Below are 21,418 nucleotides of genomic sequence, written 5' to 3'. Positions count from 1 at the left end.
AACTATAAATCTATTTATTTTTCTTTGCCTCAATTTTTGCTTGCGCCTCTTCAGCCTTATCTAATGCTTCTGATACTTTCTTCTCTTTTTCTTTCACTTCATCTATACTATCGACAGCTTTAATAAGTTTATCGATTCCTTCTTCTTCTACCTTTCTACGCTTTGCCACTCTTTCATTTACTTTCTCTTCCACATCTTTTGCTTTTTGAAGCATATTCTCTGCATTTGATGTTACAGCTTTTTCAAGTTCATCATCTTTTTTCTTTTGTAACACTTCATTTGCAATGTCTTTCGCTTCTAAATACTTACCGTCTTTTAATGCTGTTGCTCCGTGATCCATTTTCTCAGCAACTTCTTTATATGATTTCGCTTCGTTTCCTGATTTCTCTTTTTCTGCTTTTTCGAACCACATTGTTGCATCACTATACTTTTCATCTTTCAATGATTGCATACCTGTTTCAATATATGTGTCATAATTGCTACATCCAGCCATTACGACTAATAGAAAAAGCATAACAAAACTTAATTTTTTCATGCTGTTGTCTCCTTTTCTTTGCAAGCTCACTTTACTTTAACATACATGAAAAAGAGTTTCAAAAACTAAAATACTAATTCGGTCACTTTTATAATGATAAGTCGAATTTTCATTATTTTCTTATTTTTAAGCGGACACATCTACTTGTTTTTTCGCCATATGTTGCTTTACTCCAACTAATACAACTAACAATAACCCTCCGCCTATTGTCATCATAACAATGCTAGTTGGCAACATATCTAATAGTAGTCCATATACAATCATACCAAGTGGTGCGATTGCAGTCGCAATTGTTTCAAGTAGGCCAAACACACGCCCTAGGTAGCTCGGATCTGTCGTTTTTTGCATATGTACTTGCATTGGAATGTTTACAATCATAATTGCTATACCAGTTAACATCATAAAAGCAATATAGTAAATAAAACTTGCTACTTTTGGAATGATAACTAACAACGGAAAGACTGTACATAAACTTAAACCTGCAAACAAAAACAGTCCAGTATAAATAGAACGAAACGGAGTATTCACTTCTTTACGCACTGATAAAGCAATCGCTCCCATTAGCATCCCGACTGCTAACATTCCTTCTACAGTACCGAGTTGCTTTGAAGATAAATGCAATGTATGGACGATAATGTAAGGAAGTGCAACTGTTAGACCACACGCAAAAAAGTTTACCCACAATGCTATTTTCATTAAACCATATATTTCATGTTGTCTTTTTACATATAAAAAACCTTCTTTTATACTCGTCAAGAAATGCTCTGTACTCTCAGCCACTTCTTTTTTATATAAATCAAATACGATAAATAATTGCAAAATAACCGCTAAAAAGAACGTAATACTATTTAATAGGAAAAACGATTTAATTGAGAAGAAACCATATACAACTCCGCCAATAATCGGTCCTAAAATATTTGATAAAGAAGCCGCCGTTTGATTTAAAGCACTCGCTTTTTGAATACGTCCTTCATCTACTAAACTCGGAATAGACGAAGTTAATGCAACAGAATAAAAACTTGCACAAATTGATAATAATGCTGCTGAAATATAAATAAAAAGAAGTGATGGTCCAAATATAGTAGCAAGAATAAACATACTAAGCATCGTTAAGCTACTTAATAAATCAGTACCAATGACAAGCCATTTTCGATTCACACGGTCTGCTACAGCACCAGCAATTGGGCCACAGATCATCCTTGGAAGTAATCCGCAAACGAGCGTAGTTGCAAACCCCATCCCTGAACCAGTAGTCTTTAATACATATAACCCCATTGCGAACGTATAAATACCTGCGCCTAATAAAGACGTCATTTTTCCAATCATCATTAAAATGATATTTCTCGTTGCAATCTTCATTCTTGAATCATGTTGTCCTATACTTATATCTTCCATTTTTGACTCTTTCCCCTTAAAAGTTAAATTGTGTTAAACTTATTATATAATCAACTTTCCAATTTCCACAACAAAAAGTTAAATACAATTAAACTTTTTAAATATAAAGGAGCAACAATATGGCAACTCTCGGCGAAAAAATTAAAGCATTACGAAAAGAAAAAAAGCTTACGCAAACAGCACTGGCAGGTTCGGAACTGACAAAAAGTATGCTTAGTCAAATTGAAAATGGAAAAGCTACACCTTCTATGAAAACATTACAATATATTGCGGAAAAACTTGAATGTGAAACGAGCTTTTTATTAGAAGAAGATGAAGGAGAAATTGTAGAACTCATTCAAAAAATGGAGCAACTAATAAAGGCAAATAAATGCGATGAAGTATACAAGACTTTACTACCTATCGTTCAAACAGAGCTACCTTCTACTTTAAATACAGCTCGCTTATATAAACAGTTCCTAACAGGAGCAACTATTATGAACGATTATCATATTGAATATTACGTTGAAACTGCTGTTTCTATATTTGAAAAATATACTGTATATCGAGAAAGCACTGAAACGAAACTACTGTTTTACTATATGCTCTTCAAACGTAAAAAATATAAAGAATGTTTACAGATGATTGCTACAATTCGTGATGAATATAAAGCGAAGAATTTAGAAATGGATCTTATTACACATATACAATTATATTTAAAAGAAGCAATTATTTTACTCGCATACGGTAATTATGAAAAATGTGAAAAAGTCATTTTAGATGCACTTGCATTTTCAAAAAAACATCAAGTGTATTATAAAACAGATGAATTTTATCGCATTTTATCTTACCAAAAAGTCATTACAGCTGATAAAGAACAGTATTTATATTACATAAAAAAATCGGAGCAATTTGCCATTTTTACAGAAGATATTCTATCCATTGCGATTATTGATATTTTAAAAGCTTACTACTACAACACAATTACTAATGAATATACAATCGCATTAGAACATCTAGAACAATTCCGAGAAAAACTAAAAGATGAACCAATCTTTCAAGACGATGGATTATATTATCTTGAAAAAGGAAAATCTTTGTATGGCTTAAAACGTTATAAGGAAGCTTTGGCAATATTAAAACACGCTACCATACCAGATTATATGAGTCATCCACTTGATCAATCGTGGGTATTAACAGCTGGGTCTTATCGTGCCCTGTGTCATATAAAACTTCAAGATAAACCAGCTGCTCTGAAAGAAGCAAAAGAAGCAGTTCAAACGATAGATGGTTATCCTGATTCCATCTTTTCTTCATTTATTAAAGAAACATTACAAATAATACAAAAACTTTAAGAATGTCTCTAAATGGTATATTATTCCTCTTTTTTAGCAAAGATAATAATGATGGGAGGAATATAAATGAATATACAACGTGCAAAAGAGCTTTCTATGTCAGCAGAACAAGCCAATGTCAATTTTCAAGGCATGCCTGTTATGATTCAACACGTCGATGAAAGCAATGAAACCGCCCGCATATATGAAGTAAAAAACCCAGGACGCGAATTAACTGTTCCAGTTAATAGCTTAGAGGAAATATAAGAAATGCCACTTCTCTTTTGAAGTGGCATTTTTCTTCTTTCAGATTACTTATTATAAATTTCTTCAACCCTTTATTTTACATGAGCTGAAAAAATAAGAATTTTCTACTTCTTTTCTTTTTGTGACCTGCTAAAATACAAACTATGGATTAATTATTCGTACTATACATTAAGGAGGAAAAATAATGGCATCTACTTTAGAAAAAAACAAGCCTTATTATGCAGTTATATTCACTTCTAATTTATCAAATGATACAACAGACTATAATACCGTTGCCGAAGAAATGGAGAAACTTGCAAAGCAACAACCTGGATTTTTAGGTGTAGAAAGTGCAAGAGGTAATTCTGGACTCGGAATAACAATTTCTTATTGGGAATCACTTGATGCGATTGAAAATTGGAAAAAGAACACCTTACATAAAGAAGCGAAAAAAAGAGGTCGTGAGCAATGGTATGAAAACTTCCACCTGCGTATTTGTCTTGTTGAGAAAGAAATTAAGTTTCATAGAGGTACTTTATAACTATGAAGGAAAAATTAGCTCTCGTTATTGTTCATGAAATATATGGTGTGAACGACCATATGCATCACGTTACCCAGCACTTTACTTCATCTCATATAGATGTATTCTGTCCTAATCTTCTACACTTACAACATGCATTTCATTACAGTGATGAAGAAAAAGCATATGAACATTTTGTAAATCATATTGGATTTGATGATGGAAAAAAGCAAATTGAAGAATTCATTTCTCATCTTTCTAGTAGTTATACACATATTGGACTTATCGGCTTTAGTGTTGGAGCTACCATCTCATGGCTATGTAGTAACAATCCGAAAATAGATTTTATTATCGGATGTTACGGTTCTCGTATACGCGACTATGTTCACATAAAGCCTACATGCGCTACATTACTTATATTCCCTGAAAAAGAAGCTAGTTTTTCAGTATCCTCTTTCATTCAAACATTGCAGCAACAAAAGAATCCTTTATTAGAAATAAAACAACTACACGGTGAACATGGATTTCTAAATCCGTACACTGAAAAATATAACGGGCACTCTACAAAAGAAGCATACAATTTAATAGATTCATTTCTTGTAAAGTGAAACTTCAATCAGTGGGGGGCATCCCCCACCGAATCTCTTTTCTTACGTTGAGTTTTAAGGTGTGGGTCTTACTGCCCATGCGTGATAAAAACAATCTTATACAGGAGACTCAAAATGACGCTGACATTACTCTTACTTGTTTTCATACTCATTGCCTTTATCTCAGCGCTAACTATCATTTTTAAAACCGTAAAAAAAGGGCTATTTTTCAACCGCCCCTACTTACAATCTATTATCGTTTGCCTTTTATTTTTTACTAATTGGATCTTATATGTAACAACTTTTTATTCGTTACTTCCCGAAAAAATTAGTGAGTTCCTATTCCTACCCATTTGGTTTTTCCTTTGTATTTTAGGTTTTATAACTTTCTGGCGCGAATGGAGAAACAATCGTGTGTTCTCCATATGTATCGGTTTTCTTTCCTTTATTAGTTTTTTATTTGGGCTGTTTTTGTTAGTTCTTTCGGGGATGTAATAGAAGAAGGAAGAAAAGCCAACTTTCAACTTTTCTTCCTTCTATGTTTACCTTTAGTTTTCACTGTCACTGATTCACAAGGTGTATAATATATTTGAGGTGTCGCCTTATCAACAAACATCATAAACGTAACGAAACCGATAGTAAAGAAAATAAACAACGTTAACAAAATTGCTCCTATCGTTAAAAGTATCATAACACCACCCCTATATTTTTCATGTTATTACACTTTTCGCTATTATATGAGCGTAATCCTTTTTAGAAAAAGAAACGTAACAAAATAATCACAACCACTCCCGTTAATACTGTACCTAATAAACTACGAGTATATATCGCTACAAGAAATGTTGGAATTGCTGCAATAAGATAATCCCACTGCATCGTCTCGTGCATAAATAAAACTTGTGCTAAAAGTGCTGCTAATATTGCAATTGGTATGTAATTTAACCATTTTAAACCCCAGTCTGGAATTTGTAGTTTGCTAAATACGAGTAGAGGTAAAATACGTGGCACGAGTGTAACAGCTCCTGCTGCTAGTAAAAGTAATAATACATCTAATCTCATTTCCATTTTTCAATCACCACTCCAATCGTCGCAGCTAGTAATGTTGCGATAATAACCGCTATACTATCTGGCATAATTAAGTGTGAAACGTATGCAAGTATAATCGCTACAATTGCAACACTTAAATGAATTGCTAGCTTTGGTTTACTACTTATGAGCTGAAGTACAAATAATCCGATAAACATCGCTGGTAATGCATAATCCATCCCGTATGTATGTGGATCTGGTATCCACTCACCAAATAGCCCGCCAATGATAGTAGCAAGAATCCAGTTTAAATAAGCCGTTACATTTAGCCCAATCATCCATCTTTCGCCTAAATATCCTTTTTGCGCTGCATGCTGCACTGCGACGCCGAACGTTTCATCTGTAATTTGCGAACCAATAATGACGTTTTTTAATAGAGGTAGTTTCGTAAAGTACGGCGCGAGGGCAGCACTCATTAATAAATGGCGTAAATTAACAAAAAACACAGTAAAAATAATTGCGGAAGCAGGAGCACCGGCTGCATACATACCAGCTAATATAAATTGGGCAGAACCTGCATAAATTAAAGTCGACATAAATGCAATTTCAATGATAGAAAAACCTGCTGTTTTTGCAATTACACCAGCTGCTATACCGATGCTCAAATAACCAAATACAGTTGGTAAACAATCTTTTACTCCTTGCTGAAATGTATCATCGCTCTGCAAAGCTACATGTGCCTGAGCTTTACTCATCTCTATCATCCTCCATTCCTTCTAAAGTTCGTTTTCCTGTTACGACATGAACTAAATCTATATTTTCACGCCATAACGTATCTAACTTATCAGCTCCAAATTCCTTTGTGATTTCTTCAACCATAATATCGTGCCGCACATACTCTGTAGCAACGAGAACTAGCGCTGGGTCATACGTTGTAACGGCCCATGAAGTGCTATCATTTGAGAAGTTCGCAATTAATACTTCCTCTCCATCACGAGCAATAACAGTTAAATGACCCCCCATTCTCTTTTCAACAACGTGGGGCGTCATATAATTATGGTGAAATGTCGCTCCTATTTTTGTTTCTGGAGCTCCAAATAAGATTGAAAATATATGTACGCCTTCCTCTTCCTTTTGATGAATGTATGGTTCAATTTCATGCACTTGTTCTTCCCATACAGAAACCCATAACTCTTCCTTAGCTCTACTAATTATATTGCATATTTCTTTCAAAACACGATCATTTGAACGAATATGCGAAATTACATCTATTTGTCGCTCTTGTTCTAAACCATTTAATTTCTGGTCTAAAAACTCAAAGGACTTTTCAAAGTCTTTTCGCATTCGATTCATTAATTCGGTAGCTGGTACTGGTACATATTTAACTGGTTCAGAAGGTACAATATGCACCGCTCCTTTATCCATTAACTTACCGAGTACCTCGTAAATCATAGAACGAGGTACTCCTGTTTGTTTACTCACTTCATAGCCTGTTACTGGGGAATGTTTTAACAATCCAATATACGCTTTACATTCATACTGGGAAAATCCTAACTTTTGTAACTCCTTTATAATTTCATCCATCGGTAACCCCTCACAATCTAAATCGCCCTTACTTCAAAACGACGATTTTGCTTCCCTTTACTTTTTACTTTATCAATAACAAGTGTTCCTATTTCACTCGTATTTTTCACATGTGTGCCTCCACAAGCTTGTTCGTCTAAATTTTCAATTGTAACAATGCGGATTTCTTGGATAGTAGTTGGCAGGAGATTTATTGCTGTTTTAATCATTCCTACAGCATTTTCTGCTTCTTCGCGGCTCATATAACGAGTAGAAATTTCTTTATTTTGCTTAATAAGTTTATTCACTTCCTCAACAATTTCTTCTACTTCCACGCTCGATAACTCTTGTAACTCATTAAAATCGATACGTGCTTTATCAGGATAAATTTGATTTCCGGTGCATAGAGCTCCATACTTTTCATAAACAACAGCTCCGATAAGATGCAGTAAAGAGTGATGACGCATTAAATTATGACGTCTTTCCCAATTTATCTCTAATTTAACTGGACCTAATTTTACTTGAGCTTCATCTTTTATATAGTGAACTATTTCTCCTTGCTCCTTCTTTACTTTTTCAACTTCAAATACAGACCCATCTTGTACAATGACACCCGTATCACATTCTTGCCCTCCACCAGTTGGATAAAAAACTGTTTCTTTTACAAATACTTTATTCCCTTCTACTCTTATCACTTCTGTTTCGCAACTCGTTTTGTATGCATCTTCTAAATATAATGCCGTTGTCATACTCCCACCTCTTTAGTAGTTATAGTTATACCTACTAATATAAAAAAGAAGCTTCATAAAGTCAATTGATAATTCTGAAATTTGAAATTAATAAAAGACTCCTTTATTAGGAGTCCACTATCTCAATATTTCATTCGCTTCTTTTTCATAAATTTTATCAAATGACGTCATAACACGCTGTGATGCTTGAATCATCTTTTGATCTGTCATAAGATCTGCCATCTCTTTCGTCATATCTACATTTGAATTTTCTAGCATATGATTTTTTACTATTCCTGTTCCGTTCGGTAAATTAGCAATGTTTCCTTCTGCTAGTGTAAAGCTTTTGTTTTCACGTTGCACGAGACGTGCATTCGTTTCTGCATCTACTGTTTTTGTTTGTAAACGAGCAATATTATTTTGTGTTACTTCATCATATAATGTACCATCTGCTTGTACAGCAACCTTTGCTCCTTCTGGAATACGAATACGCTCATTATTCTCTCCCATTACGAAAGCACCAGATGACGTTTGTAAATAACGATCACTATTTAATGTGAAACTACCATCTCTCGTTAAAAACGTTTCATCATTTTTAGAAGTAACGAAAAATGATGTTGTGCCGGCCGCGCCGTCATCTAAAAAGAAATCTGTAGCGCTATTTGTCATTTGTATATTTCCTTGTACTAAATTCACATGCGTTGCAGCTGGTACTACAGCGTAATCGACCGAACCGATATTTGTTACCGCCCCATCTCCGCGGCGATATGTGTCTTGTACATCAAATACTTTAGACGTCATATTTTCTGCTTTAAATCCTGTCGTTTGAGCATTTGCAACGTTATTCGAATGAACATTAATGCGCTGCATGTAATTCATCATGCCCATAGAACCTATATAAAGACCGTTCATATTCGTTTGAATAAGGCAAGCGCCTTATTCTTCACCTCTTTTCTACGATGTTTGTAACATTTGTTTTGCTAAATGTTCAGCTGTAGCGATATGTATATTTTTCTTTATGTCTTGGCCATCTGTCATTAATACAATAGGAGCTGATGATACTGCTGGAATTTTCAACAATTCGCCACTACTTGCTGTTTCATCAAATTTCGTAAACACAATACCATCTATATGAATATCTTTAAAGTTTGTAATGATTTCAATCATATCTTTACTTTTCATAGAAGCTGATAACGTTAAACAAATATAATCTGGTTCTACTTGTCCCATCGTTTCAATCATTTCTTCCACTGTTTCTGACGTACGATAATTTTTCCCTGCTGTATCAATTAAAATATAATCGACGCGTGCTTCTTCTTTAAAATACGTAAGTGCTCTTGTCATTGCAGCTTCATCACGCACAGCAATTACTTCAGATCCAATTGTCTTTACGTTATCTTGCAATTGCTGCACTGTCCCTATGCGCGAATGATCGGTCGTTATAAAACCAACTGTTTTTTTCTTACCGTGAAATTGCCATGCCATTTTCGCCAGTGTCGTCGTTTTACCAACGCCAGTTGGACCGATTAATGCAATTGTTTGTACTTCTTTTTCAAAGACGTTTTCCGTATTAAAATGAGATTTCATATCTTCCAATATGTACCTGATAACTTCTTCTTCCGTAATCATCGTTGCATTTTCAAACTTTATTTTTAACTTTTCAGCATATGCATGAATGAAATATTGTTCCACATCGTTTTGTTCTAGCATCCGAATTACTTTTTGAATAATAAACGGTACAGATTCTTGATTTTCTTTCTTTGGAGCTACTTCTTCTTTCTTTACTGGAACGACTTGTTTCACAACTTTTTTCTTTTTCGTTACTTTCGTTACTTCCGTTTCTTTCATCGGTTTCACAACGACGATTCCTTTTTCAAACAGCTTTAATAGTTTCTCTTTTTTTCTTGCCCATTCTTCACTATTTCCTGTTTGCATCGCCGCGTATGACATAGAAGTCGTTACGTTTTCTAAATTGTGCAGTACTGATTGAATTCCATTCGCCTTCACAATTTGTTCTGAAGGATCATTCACAACATCCATTAATTGTTCATGAAATTGAGCTGTACCTTCATTCACTTCTTCCTGTTTTTCTTCTGGAAATGCAACTAACATTTCATAATCCTTTTTCCAAAAAAACGGTATATTTCGTTTTACACTTTCATCGACAACGTAATAATAATCTGTACCATATTGGTCAAATAACTTTCGATACAATTCATTTTTCGAAGCTGCTTTTATTCGCATTAACGCTTCTTTCTTTTCTGTACTTTCCATTACTTCACCCCCTACTATTCAATATAGGCAATTTGATCCACAACAATTTCTGGTGCTAATTCGCTAATACAAAGTACTTGTGCTTCCACTTGATAACGTTCTAGCAGTCTTACAATCGCAAATCTAAAATCTTTTCTACGTGTTAATAACACTGGTTCTCTTCCCATTAAACGTGCTTGTTTAAAGACACGCTGCACTTGCTCAACGACACGTGTTTCTAAATCTAAATCCCAGTTTAATAAGTAACCTTGATATGAATTATTCACAACATCTGCATCTAACTCAATTGAATCAGAGAAGAGCGCTGCATATATTTTTCCGTCCGGATTTTTCGCATTTTCACAAATAACTTTTGAAATACATTCACGAACAAATGATGTCACACCATCAACGTGGTTTTGATAAATTTCTTTGCCGTCAATAATACCTTCAATAATGGTTGGTAAATCACGAATAGAAATACCTTCTTTTAGAAGTTGTTTAATAACATTTTGAACGAGTGATAAATCAATTTCTTTCTTCTTAATCTCTTCTAATAGAACGCCATTATCATTTTCAAGTGAGTTAATTAAGTCTTTTACATGTTGGCGCTGAATTAATTCGTGAAGATTACGTCTAACGACAACATCTAAATGTGTAATTAATATGCTAAGTGGCTCTAACACTTGATAGCCTTTCATTTGTGCATCTTGCACCATATGCTCTAAAATCCAATACCCATCTTCACCGAAAATTGGATCTTTCGCTGGCTCTGCATCTAAATCAGCCATTACGTTTGGTGTTTTCAGTGCTAATAAATAACCTGATTTTAAAACACCTTCAGCCGCCTTCGCACCTTTAATTCGAATAATGTAACGTCCGCGTGGTCTAAAACTCGTATTATCTTTAAAGTTAATTCCAGGAACATTAATACCGAGGTCAGTAATAATCGACTTCCTCATAAGAACAACTTTATCACGAGCTGTTTCCCCGTTAATTTTCTGCTTTACAAGTGCTGCTAAATCTAAACCGAGTTCTACTATAATTGGATATTTATCCGTAAATACTCCAAATGAATCTTCCACTTGTTGCAGTTGCTCATCTTCGCCTTGAATCATTTCTATTTCTTTTTGAAGCTCGTCTTCTTTTTCTTTCTTTATTCGATTTTTATTACGAATGCCCAAGAAGATAATCGTTCCGCCAACGAGTGCGAATGGTAGAAACGGTAGCGGAGTAAAAATACCCATTGCGATAAACAAACCACCGAGCGCATATACAACAACTTCATGTGCTAATAACTCTTTAAAGATTCCTTCCGTTACCGTATCCGGTGAACCATCAAATACACGCGTTACGATAATACCAGTTGAAATCGCAAGCATAAGCGATCCAATTTGGTTTACGATTCCGTCACCGACAGTTAACTGTGTATAATGAAGAGCCGCATCTGCAAAGCTCATTCCTTGCTGCATCATTCCGACAATTAAACCGAAAATAATGTTTACGAATAAAATGACAATCCCGAAAATAACGTCCCCTTTAATGAACTTCCCGGCACCATCCATCGCTCCGTAAAACTCTGTTTCCATATTTAATTTTTTTCGTTTTGCTTGTGCATCTTTTTCTGAAATAATACGCTGGTTTAAATCAGCATCGATAGACATTTGTTTCCCTGGTAAAGAATCAAGTGTAAAACGAGCTGCTACTTCAGCTGTACGCGATGCACCGTTTGCAACGATAAACTGGAATATGATTAATACTGTAAAAATAACGATACCAATTAATAAGTTTCCGCCAATTACGAACTGGCCGAACTCTTCAATAACATGACCGGCATTTCCGTCTGTCAAAATCGCTCGCGTCGTCGAAACGTTAATCGATACGCGGAAAATCCCGATTAATAACAACATCGTCGGAAATGACTTTAATTCATCCCACTCGTTAATACTTGTCGCTCGCATATAAATAAGTACTGACATACTTAGTAGAAAAACGATAATGATATCAAGTATAAATGGTGGAAGTGGAATTAAGAGCGCCACTACGAATGACGCTGCTAAAAAGATAGAAAAATAGGTTCTTGCAGAATCTATCTTAAACAAAGAGATCTCCTCCAAACGCGCTATTATACTTCAAGTTCATTCGTCTGAATTAAATAGCGCATAACTTCAATTACAGCTACATATAAATCTTCTGGAATCGTCTCATCTTCCTCGACTTGATAATATAAAGAACGAGCAAGCGGACGATTTTCCACCATTGGTATTTCTTGTTCACGGGCAAGCGTTCGTATATATAACGCGAGCTCATCTTCCCCTTTTGCAACGACAATTGGTGCTGCATCAACGTGTTTATTGTAACGAAGTACGACCGAAATATGAGTCGGGTTGTTTACAATAAACGTTGCGCCATCCATCTTCTTCGCAATTGTTCCTTGCAAGATTGCATGCATAAAGTTTTTTCGTTTCCCTTTTACTTGCGGGTCCCCTTCATTATCTTTATGCTCTTGTTTCACTTCTTCTTTTTTCATCTTAATATCTTGTTCGTACTCCCATTTTTGATAAATAAAATCAATAATAGAAAGAACGATTAAAATAATTAAAATTGCTAAGAAAATAAATTTAATTTCCCTAATAATTTCAGTAAGTGATGCAGTCCAGTTAAATCCAATCATACTGACAATTTTCTCTAAATTCTTTTTAAAGAGAACGTAAGCGACGTAACCGATTAATCCCATATAAAATAGTGATTTTAAAATATCTACTAAACTTTTACGACTAAACAGTCTCGTAAAATAGTTTTTCGGATTAATACGTGACGCTTTCGGTTTAATGACTTTAGAAGAAAATAGGAAGCCGACTTGAATCATATAATTGAATAAATGAAAAGCGTATACGAGTATTAATATCGGAGCCGATACTTTCAGTAATAAAATCCCCATTAAATAAAAATACTCGGTTGAATCTGTATTTTTTCCAATTTGATCAAACAGCACCGCTACGGAATTTGCAATCTCATACCCTAGCCAATCTCCGAAGAAATAAACGACAACTGCTAATACGAGAATGGAAAATAAATTATTTAAATCTTTACTCCGGGCAATATTCCCTTCTTCACGCGATTTTTTACGCTTCTGCGGGGTGGCCTTTTCTGTTTTATTATCCTTTGCCATGCGCGTCCCCCTACTTCGTTAAGAAAAAGTTAAATAGTTTCGTATATTCTTCAAGTAATACATCCGTCATATTTTTAAACACATAACCGAGCATCGGTACACTCATCGCAATAAACAAAATACCACATGTAATTTTAATTACGTATGCATTCATAAAAACGTTTAATTGCGGAGCGTTTTTTGCAATTAAAATTAGAACAAAGTTAATGATGAATAAACTTCCCATAAGCGGAAGAGCAATTTCAACCGCTGATGTGATCGCAAATAATAGCGTTGCGAGTAGACTATCTAAGAAACTAGTCGTCAGCAATTTTGAAATCGCCTCTGTATATTGAAACGACTTTAAAATCGTGGCAACGAAATAATTAATGCCGCCAAGTGAAATAAAAATAATGAGAAAAAATATATCAAAAATGGTTGATAGTAAAGTAGACTGTGAGCCCGCATTTACATCAAACAAACTTGCTTGTGATAAACCGATATCAAAGTCTAAAATATGCCCGGCCATTTTCGGAATGTTCCACAGCATTTCTACAATTTTTGAAAGTGATAATCCAATTACAATTTGCGTTCCTGCATAAGCTGCAACGTCCCAAACTGTCTTGATGTGAGAGACATCCACTTGATCAGCCACTGTAATTGAAAGAGCAAGTCCAACAGTAACCTTCGCCATTGCTGGAATGGATCGGCCTGAGAAAAACGGTAAAAAATATAAAAATGAAGTAATGCGACAAAACGCAAAAAACGTTGCCGCCCATAATTCCATATTCATTTCAGTTCACCTATCTTAGTACGAACGCAATAGCGATGGGATTTTATCAAATAAATCTAAAATAAGCATCGTTAACTCTTGGAACATCCACGGACCTAAAATGATAATAACGAGCACAATACTCGCCATTTTCGGTAAAAACGTCAGCGTTTGCTCTTGAATTTGCATCATTGCCATAATAACCGCGATAATAATAACGACAATCAGACTTACAACGGCAATCGGCATTAAAATCATAACCCCTTTATAAAAAAAGGTTTGGAAAATATCTATAATTGGTGACGTATTCATTTATATGACTCCTATCACATAGCATCAAACGCTTCAGGCGACCGTCTTAAACATAATATCGACAATTTTTGTATATCCACCTAAATATACGAAAACGAGTATTTTAAACGGTAAACTTAAAATCATCGGCGGTACCATCATCATCCCGAGGTACATTAAAAGTGTACTAATAATCAAATCTATAAATACAAACGCTAAATAAATGAACATCCCTGTTAGTAAACCTTTTTGAATTTGCGTTAACGTAAAGGATGGTACAAGTGTAAATAAGGAAAGATCTTTCAAATCTTTCGGCAACTCTTCTCCGCGTACTTTCAGCATCATTTTCAAATCATGCTTATACGTATGCTTTGACATATATTCTTTCATAATAGGAGCTGTCGTTTCCGCAGCTTGGCTTACTGTTATTTTCTCTTTCGTCATCGGATCCCACACATCGCTCTTCAGTTGCCCGAGTACAGGCTGCATCGTAAAGAGTGATAAAAATAATGCAAGTCCAACAAGCACTTGGTTTGGTGGTAAATTCATTACCCCAAGTCCTTGACGTGTAATCCCAAGAACGATCATAAAATAAGTAAAATGTGTAAATAATAGAACGATAGAAGAAGATAATGATAAAAGGGTAACGAGCGCAAATAGTTGTACACTTGAATTACTCGTAAACTCTTTTCCATTTTCGAAATTAATAAAACCGTTCGGGGCCGCATACGCTGGATTTACAAAAATAATTGAAAAAACGATAGAAAATACGAAAATAACGGCTAATAATGATAACTGTTTCTTTATTCTCATGATGGATCCTCTACTTTTTTCGTTTCAGTCTTCACCGCGTCTTCTAGTGCTTGTTGAAACTGATTTCCTGTTCCGGTTAATTGCACAGACTGCACACCGTTATTACTAATAACAGTGAACACTTGCTTTCCGTCCACTTCAAATAAAAAGGCACTCGTTTGATGATTTAAATACACGCCGTCTTTTACTTGAATATGGCCATTTTCACCCTGCTTAAAAAACTGCTGTTTGCGCGTCTTTTTCGTCATATAATATGCACCGTAACCGAGCGCACCAAACAGTAAAACGACTTGAAATAAGGTCGTCATATACGACATATGACTCCTCCTCTACTCTTTATCTTGCATTTGACTTTGGGCTTTCATAAGCGCCGCTTGTTTCTTATCAGCTTCAATTTCAGAAATGATAATACCGAATTTCTCGTCCATTACGATTGCTTCACCGATGCCGACTTTCATATTACTTAAATACACATCTACTTTATGTCCTAAGTTTTTCTCTACTTCCAGAACATCGCCAACTTTTAACTGCTTTACATCACCAAGTGTAATAGATGACTTTCCAAGCTTTACACCGAGTTCAATCGAAATATCTGAAACAGTATCAATATGTGCCTTACCTGCTTCATTTCGCTTTCCTGCAAAATCTTCTAATCCCATTAATGACACGGGAGATACTTCATGCTTCATATGGATCCTCCTACTCTACAAAACTTTTAAATAGGAGCGCCTTACGCGTTCCATCTTTTCCAATAAAACAATTAAATTTATGCTTTCCATCTACATAACCAAGTAATTCATCCGAAACTTTCGTATGAAGCGGAATAATATCGCCTTCTTCAATTTGTTCAATCTCACTCATTGTCATTTTCTGCTCACCAATTGCAACGTGAACAGGTTTGTACACTTGATTTACTTTCATTTCCACTTCAGACGTATACTTTTTACGTTTATCTGAAGAATGTTCGACAATATTTTCAGACGTTAACTTATCCATAATTTCTTCAACAGATAAGAATGGAATTCCGATACGCACCGTCGTATTCCAAAAATCTGTTTTCATATTTACGTTAAGTAATGAAATGATATCGCTCGCTGTCGTAATCTTTAGTGCATTCGGATCTGTTTCCGTCGTTACAAATTTCGGTTCAATCGCAACAACACTTTCAAATGATTGCTCTAAATTTTTACAAAGAAGCAAGAATATATTATCAAGCGTTAAAAACTCAAACGCTGTTAACGGTCTGCGCATCGTAAAGTTACGTTTACTATCTCCGCCAAGCCAACATTCATGAATATAAATAACGAATGCTAAATCAATCTCAATAACAATTTCTCCAAGCTCTGGTAAACCGAGATCAATTACGCAATATAAATAATAATCTTTCGGCATCTTCTCCACATACTCACTCGTAAATGGAACTTGCTCAACTGTTGAAGGCTCTAGTTCAATCGGAATACGCATACGCGCTGATAACGTCTGTGACGTCTGCTTTCCAAACGTAGAAGCAATCGCTTGCAAACTACGTAAATGCTCAACACCGAACTTCTCTGGTCTATTAAAATCATACTCTTGAAATTTCTCTTGCTTTCCTGCTTCTTGTGCGAAAGCTGGCATTTCCTCGCCTTCATTTACCGCCTTCAGCAGGGCATCAATTTGCTCTTGGCTTAATTTTTCGCCACTCATGACAATCCCCTTCCCTACCTTTTCAATTCAACGATTTCAACGTACATTTTTCCATTCTTCGTTAAAATCTTTCCGGTTCCAATCTCTTCATTCTCAAGCATAAGACGCACCGTATTTTTCGTTGAATTTTCAAGACGATACAATGTACCTTTCGTAATATGAAGCAGATCTTCAATTTTCTTTTTCGTATTTCCGATTTCAAAATAAATTGTTAACGGAATATCATCTTGTAATTTCAAATCTAGCCAACTCCCATATCATGTTCACGAAAATTTCATGTTCTCTCTATATATGAAACTTCTTATTTTGAAACGTCGATATTTAATATTTTTTTAATATATCCTTGCGTTTCTTTAAATGGCGGCACGCCTCCGTACTTTTTCACATTGCCAGGACCAGCATTGTAAGAAGCAAGTGCCAATACTAAGTCACCGTTATTTTTCTTTAAATAACCACTTAACTCTTTCACGCCACCTTCAATACTTTCAGCTGGTGAAAAGGGATTCTTCACACCCATCTCCTTCACATTCGCTGGCATAAGCTGCATAAGACCCATCGCACCTGCATGTGACACCGTTTTCGGATTAAAATTAGACTCTACTTCAATCATTTTTTGAATTAACGTTTTTGGAATTCCATATGTACGACTTACACGATCAATAATATCCTCATACTTCCCTTCATTGGAAGAACGTATTTTTTGAATATTATACTTCTTCGTTAATTCCCACGTATCAGCAGCCTCATTTTTCGTTTCTGGGAAACGTCGTTCAAACTCTTTTTGCGCAACTTGCACTTCATCTGCTTTCTTCGTTTCAGCCTTTTCTTCAAGCTTACTCGCTTCCTCTACTTTATTAATAGTTTCTACCGGCTTATTAACAACCGCTTCTATTTTCGTAGATTGTACCGGCTGACTCATATCTTCTACTTTTGCCGGCTGCGTAGTAGCCTTCGTCTCCTTCGCAGGTTCACTCTGCAACTTCTCTTGAAAACGACTACTAACAAATGCTTGTGGACTACTTAGCTTTTGCTGAATTTGCCCTTTCTTATATGCAAGCACTTCTTTTACTATATTTCCAACTATCATAATATCACCTTTTCGGTAAACAAAGATAATCTAATATTAGAGTTTTTTTTTAAAGTTTGCAATAATCCTTTTAATAATTATGTAATAAAAAAATGAATATATTGTTAAACTGTTATTTTTTTATATTTATTAATTCGAATTTTTAGTTGACACCCGCTATGACAGGGATTACAATAAATCTCGAAATTGATTTTTTCGCATATTACCGTTTTTCAATTTGCAGAAAAGTCAATATAAAAAAATGGGGGTTTCTTAACATGAGAATTAATACAAACATTAACAGCATGCGTACTCAAGAGTACATGCGCCAAAACCAAGCTAAAATGAGCAACGCTATGGACCGTTTATCAAGCGGTAAACGTATCAACAACGCTTCTGACGATGCAGCAGGTCTTGCAATCGCAACTCGTATGCGTGCTCGTGAAAGTGGATTAGGAGTAGCAGCTAACAACACGCAAGACGGTATTTCATTAATCCGTACTGCTGATTCAGCAATGAACTCAGTATCTAACATCTTACTTCGTATGCGTGACCTTGCAAACCAATCTGCAAATGGTACAAATACTAACGAAAACCAAGCTGCATTAAACAAAGAGTTTGATGCATTAAAAGAACAAATCGATTATATTTCTACAAACACTGAGTTCAATGATAAAAAATTATTAGATGGTTCAAATAAAACTATCGCAGTTCAAACATTAGATAATGCTGATACAAGTAAGCAAATCAACATCAACTTATCTAATGTTTCTACTAAAGAATTAGGACTTGATACTTTATCTATTGGAACTGATAAAGTAGAAAAAACAGTATATGATGCAACTACAAAAGCATTTGCTGATCTTGGAGCAAAAACAGGTGCTGATAAGGCCGCATTTGATGCAGATGTAACTGCTGCTATGAAAGAATTCGATAAGGTTAAACCATTCATGTCTGCAGACGATGTAAAGAAAATTGAAACGAAACTTGAAGACTACAATAAAGCAAATGATGCTGGTGCACAAACTGCTGCACAAGCACTTGGTAAAGAATTTGCTACATTAACAAAACTTGAGACTACAGATCTTAAAGCTAATGCTTCTGGTGCAATTGCATCTATCGATACAGCATTAAAAAACATTGCTTCTAACCGCGCAACTCTAGGTGCTACATTAAACCGCCTAGACTTTAACGTAAACAACCTGAAGAGCCAATCTTCTTCTATGGCTTCAGCTGCTTCTCAAATCGAAGACGCTGACATGGCGAAAGAAATGTCTGAAATGACTAAGTTCAAAATCTTGAACGAAGCTGGTATCAGCATGCTTTCTCAAGCAAACCAAACTCCACAAATGGTTTCTAAATTATTACAATAAGCCATTTGAGTTAGTTTCCTGAATAAACCTCTCTGCTTGCGGAGAGGTTTATTTCTTCTATATAGATAGATTGAAAGATTTTTTTAGCTTAAAGAGAAGCTCTAGCCATATTTAGTAGCGGTCAGGGCCTATTTTATTCTCGTTCCGTGTATGAAAACAAAAAGATAAAGTGAGCATAAGTCTCTTTTTCTCTTCATCGCCGTTTATTAGCTTTTGAATATTGATTATATCAATCTATAAGGAGTTTCTATTATGCGTATTGGTACGAATGTTTTAAGTATGAATGCTAGGCAGTGGTTGTATGAGAATGAGAAGCATATGAATGTTGCAATGGAGCATTTGGCGACTGGTAAGAAGTTGAACAACGCTTCTGATAATCCCGCTAATATTGTAATTGTGACTCGTATGCATGCACGAGCAAATGGTATGCGTGTGGCAATTCGTAATAATGAGGATGCGATATCGATGCTTCGCACGGCGGAAGCTACCCTTCAAACTGTGACAAATATTTTACAGCGTATGCGTGATTTAGCCGTTCAATCTGCGAACAGTACAAATTCAAATAAAAACCGTCATTCGCTGAATAAAGAGTTTCAGTTTTTAGCAGAACAAATTGGCTATATTGGCGAGACGACTGAGTTTAATGATTTATCCGTATTTGACGGTCAAAACCGCCCTGTTACATTAGACGATATCGGTCATACGGTACATATATCAAAATCTATTCCCCCTTCCCCTACACAACATGACATCAAGATTTCAACAGAACAAGAAGCAAGAGCGGCAATCCGTAAAATTGAAGAGGCTTTGCAAAGTGTGTCACTTCATCGTGCCGACCTTGGTGCAATGATAAATCATTTACAGTTTAATATTGAAAATTTAAATAGCCAAGGTATGGCGTTAACAGATGCTGCATCTCGAATCGAAGATGCAGACATGGCGCAGGAGATGAGTGATTTTTTAAAGTTCAAATTATTAACTGAAGTTGCCCTTAGTATGGTTTCACAAGCGAACCAAATTCCGCAAATGGTTTCTAAACTACTACAATCATAAAAATGAATCTTCCTTCTTTGGAACGATTCCATACAAAACAAAAGGGAAATACATATAAACTATGTATCTCCCTTTTGTTTTGTACCCAAATTTTATTACTGTGTTACCGTCATAACTTGTCCACTACGGTCAACCATTATTTTCATTTTTCCGTCTTGTGCATTATATAGCCCAAGTTTATGTAATTCCATTTTACAATCTTGTACGAAAGTTGGTAATTTACGAATTTGATCGATATCAGAACTTGTAATGAAATGAATTAAAAGCTGCGTCATGCCTTTAATATCTTGTACAAGCTCTTCTTTCTCTCGTTTTAGCCTTTCATTTTCTAGTTGTAACGAATGCACTTCACCTTCTAGACTACGTGTATTCTTTGCTTCTCTAGAACGCCCTGCTGCCATGCTAGAAAGCTTATAAATACCTTCCATAAACTGATGTAGTTCGTCTTCTTTCCTTTCACTACATTGATTAATTGTTTCAAAGTTATCAACGATACCAGATATAACTGTTACAAGATTTTTTTCATCCTCTTTTTTATGCTGGATTTCTTCTTTTAATTCGTACTCATTTTCTTGTTTTCTTGCAACGATTGTCTCTTTTACCGGTATATATTTTCGCTTTCTTCCTGGTTTTTGTTTTTCAATATTTTCAAACGGTATTTCACGTTTTTTCAATTTATAATACGTATTTTGCAATTGACTTTCTGTTTTTGGAAAAAGATTTAGTTCATTTTTACTTACGTATTTTGAAATATTTAAAATGTTTAAACCGTGGCGTTGACAAAATTGATACACTTCATACAGTAGCTCTAGTTCAGACTTCAGCCATGTAATTGCTGATTTTTCATATGCTCGCATCCCGCCATTTTTTTCTATATCTATTTGAAATAATACCATTCTATTATGTAAATCAACTAACTCTTCATACTTTATTTGGAATTCTTTTTCTATTTTTTTTAATTCCGCTTCTAGTTGCATATCGTTCATTTTATTATTTGACATGTTTTGTAAAAGACCTAATACATTAATTGCTGTGTGGTGATACATA

The 21,418-nt window shown here is 35.1% G+C and carries 27 protein-coding genes; 7 read left to right on the top strand and 20 right to left on the bottom strand.

Going from position 1 to position 21,418, the window contains the following annotated elements; translation table 11 throughout:
• Positions 1-10 precede the first annotated feature (10 nt).
• Both GD442_RS08240 and GD442_RS08235 read right to left on the bottom strand, forming a co-directional pair.
• A complete protein-coding gene (locus GD442_RS08240) occupies positions 11-535 on the bottom strand; it encodes a COG3014 family protein (RefSeq protein WP_000736438.1) in 525 nt (174 codons plus the stop codon).
• 126 nt (positions 536-661) lie between these two features.
• Complete coding sequence (locus GD442_RS08235) at positions 662-1,930, bottom strand: MFS transporter (protein WP_159365072.1); 1,269 nt, start codon at positions 1,928-1,930, stop codon at positions 662-664.
• A 119-nt stretch (positions 1,931-2,049) separates the two neighbouring features.
• Between GD442_RS08235 and GD442_RS08230 the strand changes: the two genes are divergently transcribed.
• From GD442_RS08230 to GD442_RS08210, 5 genes are all read left to right on the top strand, one after another.
• Positions 2,050-3,264: a helix-turn-helix domain-containing protein gene (locus tag GD442_RS08230; protein ID WP_048538197.1), complete on the top strand. Its 1,215-nt coding sequence runs from the start codon at positions 2,050-2,052 to the stop codon at positions 3,262-3,264.
• A 66-nt stretch (positions 3,265-3,330) separates the two neighbouring features.
• Positions 3,331-3,510, top strand: a complete 180-nt coding sequence (locus tag GD442_RS08225) for an H-type small acid-soluble spore protein (RefSeq protein ID WP_001025737.1) — start codon at positions 3,331-3,333, stop codon at positions 3,508-3,510.
• A 184-nt stretch (positions 3,511-3,694) separates the two neighbouring features.
• Positions 3,695-4,030: an antibiotic biosynthesis monooxygenase family protein gene (locus tag GD442_RS08220; RefSeq protein WP_000168853.1), complete on the top strand. Its 336-nt coding sequence runs from the start codon at positions 3,695-3,697 to the stop codon at positions 4,028-4,030.
• Between the two features lie 2 nt (positions 4,031-4,032).
• Entirely contained in the window at positions 4,033-4,617 is a 585-nt protein-coding gene (locus GD442_RS08215; protein WP_000660119.1) for a dienelactone hydrolase family protein, read from the top strand.
• Positions 4,618-4,731: 114 nt separating this feature from the next.
• Positions 4,732-5,091 (top strand): hypothetical protein, encoded by a 360-nt coding sequence (locus GD442_RS08210; RefSeq protein ID WP_002040899.1) that lies wholly within the window; start codon positions 4,732-4,734, stop codon positions 5,089-5,091.
• Positions 5,092-5,116: 25 nt separating this feature from the next.
• Here GD442_RS08210 and GD442_RS08205 read toward each other — a convergent pair whose 3' ends face one another.
• The 17 genes from GD442_RS08205 to GD442_RS08125 form a co-directional block, all read right to left on the bottom strand.
• The gene (locus GD442_RS08205) at positions 5,117-5,287 is read right to left on the bottom strand and encodes a DUF3951 domain-containing protein (RefSeq protein WP_000602246.1); all 171 of its coding nucleotides are present in this window, start codon (positions 5,285-5,287) and stop codon (positions 5,117-5,119) included.
• 62 nt (positions 5,288-5,349) lie between these two features.
• Entirely contained in the window at positions 5,350-5,661 is a 312-nt protein-coding gene (locus GD442_RS08200) for an AzlD domain-containing protein (RefSeq protein ID WP_000425944.1), read from the bottom strand.
• On the bottom strand, positions 5,652-6,377 hold the full coding sequence (locus GD442_RS08195) for an AzlC family ABC transporter permease (protein ID WP_000030490.1): 726 nt from the start codon (positions 6,375-6,377) through the stop codon (positions 5,652-5,654). Before GD442_RS08195 ends, GD442_RS08200 begins: the two co-directional genes overlap by 10 nt.
• Entirely contained in the window at positions 6,370-7,206 is an 837-nt protein-coding gene (locus GD442_RS08190) for a TrmB family transcriptional regulator (RefSeq protein ID WP_000343383.1), read from the bottom strand. The genes GD442_RS08195 and GD442_RS08190 overlap by 8 nt, the downstream gene beginning before the upstream one ends.
• 17 nt (positions 7,207-7,223) lie before the next feature.
• Positions 7,224-7,934, bottom strand: a complete 711-nt coding sequence (locus GD442_RS08185) for an alanyl-tRNA editing protein (protein ID WP_000205398.1) — start codon at positions 7,932-7,934, stop codon at positions 7,224-7,226.
• Positions 7,935-8,051: 117 nt separating this feature from the next.
• Complete coding sequence (locus GD442_RS08180; RefSeq protein WP_001013934.1) at positions 8,052-8,825, bottom strand: flagellar basal-body rod protein FlgG; 774 nt, start codon at positions 8,823-8,825, stop codon at positions 8,052-8,054.
• 42 nt (positions 8,826-8,867) lie between these two features.
• Complete coding sequence (gene flhF / locus GD442_RS08175; protein WP_000446171.1) at positions 8,868-10,187, bottom strand: flagellar biosynthesis GTPase FlhF; 1,320 nt, start codon at positions 10,185-10,187, stop codon at positions 8,868-8,870.
• A gap of 14 nt (positions 10,188-10,201) precedes the next feature.
• Entirely contained in the window at positions 10,202-12,268 is a 2,067-nt protein-coding gene (gene flhA, locus GD442_RS08170) for a flagellar biosynthesis protein FlhA (RefSeq protein WP_000472534.1), read from the bottom strand.
• 23 nt (positions 12,269-12,291) lie between these two features.
• Complete coding sequence (flhB, locus tag GD442_RS08165; protein WP_001030111.1) at positions 12,292-13,338, bottom strand: flagellar type III secretion system protein FlhB; 1,047 nt, start codon at positions 13,336-13,338, stop codon at positions 12,292-12,294.
• 10 nt (positions 13,339-13,348) lie between these two features.
• Positions 13,349-14,110 (bottom strand): flagellar biosynthetic protein FliR, encoded by a 762-nt coding sequence (locus GD442_RS08160; protein ID WP_001055718.1) that lies wholly within the window; start codon positions 14,108-14,110, stop codon positions 13,349-13,351.
• A gap of 15 nt (positions 14,111-14,125) precedes the next feature.
• Positions 14,126-14,401 carry a flagellar biosynthetic protein FliQ gene (locus tag GD442_RS08155; protein ID WP_001098080.1) on the bottom strand — a complete coding sequence of 92 codons (276 nt, stop codon included), beginning with the start codon at positions 14,399-14,401 and terminating at the stop codon, positions 14,126-14,128.
• 33 nt (positions 14,402-14,434) lie between these two features.
• On the bottom strand, positions 14,435-15,193 hold the full coding sequence (locus GD442_RS08150) for a flagellar type III secretion system pore protein FliP (protein ID WP_001220582.1): 759 nt from the start codon (positions 15,191-15,193) through the stop codon (positions 14,435-14,437).
• Positions 15,190-15,510 (bottom strand): hypothetical protein, encoded by a 321-nt coding sequence (locus GD442_RS08145; RefSeq protein WP_000121178.1) that lies wholly within the window; start codon positions 15,508-15,510, stop codon positions 15,190-15,192. Before GD442_RS08145 ends, GD442_RS08150 begins: the two co-directional genes overlap by 4 nt.
• Before the next feature lie 12 nt (positions 15,511-15,522).
• A complete protein-coding gene (gene fliN / locus GD442_RS08140; protein ID WP_000680010.1) occupies positions 15,523-15,882 on the bottom strand; it encodes a flagellar motor switch protein FliN in 360 nt (119 codons plus the stop codon).
• Positions 15,883-15,892: 10 nt separating this feature from the next.
• A complete protein-coding gene (fliM, locus tag GD442_RS08135; protein WP_000012356.1) occupies positions 15,893-16,879 on the bottom strand; it encodes a flagellar motor switch protein FliM in 987 nt (328 codons plus the stop codon).
• A 14-nt stretch (positions 16,880-16,893) separates the two neighbouring features.
• Positions 16,894-17,118, bottom strand: coding sequence for a flagellar motor switch protein FliN (locus GD442_RS08130; protein ID WP_000775712.1), 225 nt, complete (start codon positions 17,116-17,118; stop codon positions 16,894-16,896).
• 62 nt (positions 17,119-17,180) lie between these two features.
• Entirely contained in the window at positions 17,181-17,966 is a 786-nt protein-coding gene (locus GD442_RS08125) for a lytic transglycosylase domain-containing protein (protein WP_000635226.1), read from the bottom strand.
• Positions 17,967-18,223: 257 nt separating this feature from the next.
• On the opposite strand from GD442_RS08125, the gene GD442_RS08120 reads away from it, so the two are divergent.
• Both GD442_RS08120 and GD442_RS08115 read left to right on the top strand, forming a co-directional pair.
• Positions 18,224-19,318 carry a flagellin N-terminal helical domain-containing protein gene (locus GD442_RS08120; protein WP_001222339.1) on the top strand — a complete coding sequence of 365 codons (1,095 nt, stop codon included), beginning with the start codon at positions 18,224-18,226 and terminating at the stop codon, positions 19,316-19,318.
• Positions 19,319-19,570: 252 nt separating this feature from the next.
• Positions 19,571-20,371, top strand: a complete 801-nt coding sequence (locus GD442_RS08115) for a flagellin N-terminal helical domain-containing protein (RefSeq protein ID WP_001219722.1) — start codon at positions 19,571-19,573, stop codon at positions 20,369-20,371.
• 95 nt (positions 20,372-20,466) lie between these two features.
• Here the strand turns inward: GD442_RS08115 and GD442_RS08110 are convergent, their stop codons facing one another.
• Entirely contained in the window at positions 20,467-21,417 is a 951-nt protein-coding gene (locus GD442_RS08110; protein ID WP_000274674.1) for a DNA-binding domain-containing protein, read from the bottom strand.
• Position 21,418: the final 1 nt, after the last annotated feature.

The organism is Bacillus sp. A260, assembly GCF_009861435.1.
Lineage (GTDB): Bacteria > Bacillota > Bacilli > Bacillales > Bacillaceae_G > Bacillus_A > Bacillus_A cereus.
Note: the sequence above shows the minus strand (reverse complement) of the source record. Positions and strands in the feature narration are given on the sequence as shown.

What these genes read in the sequence shown, in the direction of transcription:
- GD442_RS08230 (WP_048538197.1), top strand. Translation starts at nt 2,050, where the DNA reads ATGGCAACTCTCGGCGAAAAAATTAAAGCATTACGAAAAGAAAAAAAG.
- flhB (WP_001030111.1), bottom strand. Translation starts at nt 13,338, where the DNA reads ATGGCAAAGGATAATAAAACAGAAAAGGCCACCCCGCAGAAGCGTAAA.
- GD442_RS08195 (WP_000030490.1), bottom strand. Translation starts at nt 6,377, where the DNA reads ATGAGTAAAGCTCAGGCACATGTAGCTTTGCAGAGCGATGATACATTT.
- fliN (WP_000680010.1), bottom strand. Translation starts at nt 15,882, where the DNA reads ATGAAGCATGAAGTATCTCCCGTGTCATTAATGGGATTAGAAGATTTT.
- GD442_RS08125 (WP_000635226.1), bottom strand. Translation starts at nt 17,966, where the DNA reads ATGATAGTTGGAAATATAGTAAAAGAAGTGCTTGCATATAAGAAAGGG.
- GD442_RS08120 (WP_001222339.1), top strand. Translation starts at nt 18,224, where the DNA reads ATGAGAATTAATACAAACATTAACAGCATGCGTACTCAAGAGTACATG.
- fliM (WP_000012356.1), bottom strand. Translation starts at nt 16,879, where the DNA reads ATGAGTGGCGAAAAATTAAGCCAAGAGCAAATTGATGCCCTGCTGAAG.
- GD442_RS08155 (WP_001098080.1), bottom strand. Translation starts at nt 14,401, where the DNA reads ATGAATACGTCACCAATTATAGATATTTTCCAAACCTTTTTTTATAAA.
- GD442_RS08115 (WP_001219722.1), top strand. Translation starts at nt 19,571, where the DNA reads ATGCGTATTGGTACGAATGTTTTAAGTATGAATGCTAGGCAGTGGTTG.
- GD442_RS08225 (WP_001025737.1), top strand. Translation starts at nt 3,331, where the DNA reads ATGAATATACAACGTGCAAAAGAGCTTTCTATGTCAGCAGAACAAGCC.
- flhF (WP_000446171.1), bottom strand. Translation starts at nt 10,187, where the DNA reads ATGGAAAGTACAGAAAAGAAAGAAGCGTTAATGCGAATAAAAGCAGCT.
- GD442_RS08205 (WP_000602246.1), bottom strand. Translation starts at nt 5,287, where the DNA reads ATGATACTTTTAACGATAGGAGCAATTTTGTTAACGTTGTTTATTTTC.
- GD442_RS08240 (WP_000736438.1), bottom strand. Translation starts at nt 535, where the DNA reads ATGAAAAAATTAAGTTTTGTTATGCTTTTTCTATTAGTCGTAATGGCT.
- GD442_RS08190 (WP_000343383.1), bottom strand. Translation starts at nt 7,206, where the DNA reads ATGGATGAAATTATAAAGGAGTTACAAAAGTTAGGATTTTCCCAGTAT.
- GD442_RS08160 (WP_001055718.1), bottom strand. Translation starts at nt 14,110, where the DNA reads ATGAATATGGAATTATGGGCGGCAACGTTTTTTGCGTTTTGTCGCATT.
- GD442_RS08200 (WP_000425944.1), bottom strand. Translation starts at nt 5,661, where the DNA reads ATGGAAATGAGATTAGATGTATTATTACTTTTACTAGCAGCAGGAGCT.
- GD442_RS08150 (WP_001220582.1), bottom strand. Translation starts at nt 15,193, where the DNA reads ATGAGAATAAAGAAACAGTTATCATTATTAGCCGTTATTTTCGTATTT.
- GD442_RS08145 (WP_000121178.1), bottom strand. Translation starts at nt 15,510, where the DNA reads ATGTCGTATATGACGACCTTATTTCAAGTCGTTTTACTGTTTGGTGCG.
- GD442_RS08235 (WP_159365072.1), bottom strand. Translation starts at nt 1,930, where the DNA reads ATGGAAGATATAAGTATAGGACAACATGATTCAAGAATGAAGATTGCA.
- GD442_RS08180 (WP_001013934.1), bottom strand. Translation starts at nt 8,825, where the DNA reads ATGAACGGTCTTTATATAGGTTCTATGGGCATGATGAATTACATGCAG.
- GD442_RS08215 (WP_000660119.1), top strand. Translation starts at nt 4,033, where the DNA reads ATGAAGGAAAAATTAGCTCTCGTTATTGTTCATGAAATATATGGTGTG.
- GD442_RS08210 (WP_002040899.1), top strand. Translation starts at nt 4,732, where the DNA reads ATGACGCTGACATTACTCTTACTTGTTTTCATACTCATTGCCTTTATC.
- GD442_RS08185 (WP_000205398.1), bottom strand. Translation starts at nt 7,934, where the DNA reads ATGACAACGGCATTATATTTAGAAGATGCATACAAAACGAGTTGCGAA.
- GD442_RS08110 (WP_000274674.1), bottom strand. Translation starts at nt 21,417, where the DNA reads ATGTATCACCACACAGCAATTAATGTATTAGGTCTTTTACAAAACATG.
- GD442_RS08220 (WP_000168853.1), top strand. Translation starts at nt 3,695, where the DNA reads ATGGCATCTACTTTAGAAAAAAACAAGCCTTATTATGCAGTTATATTC.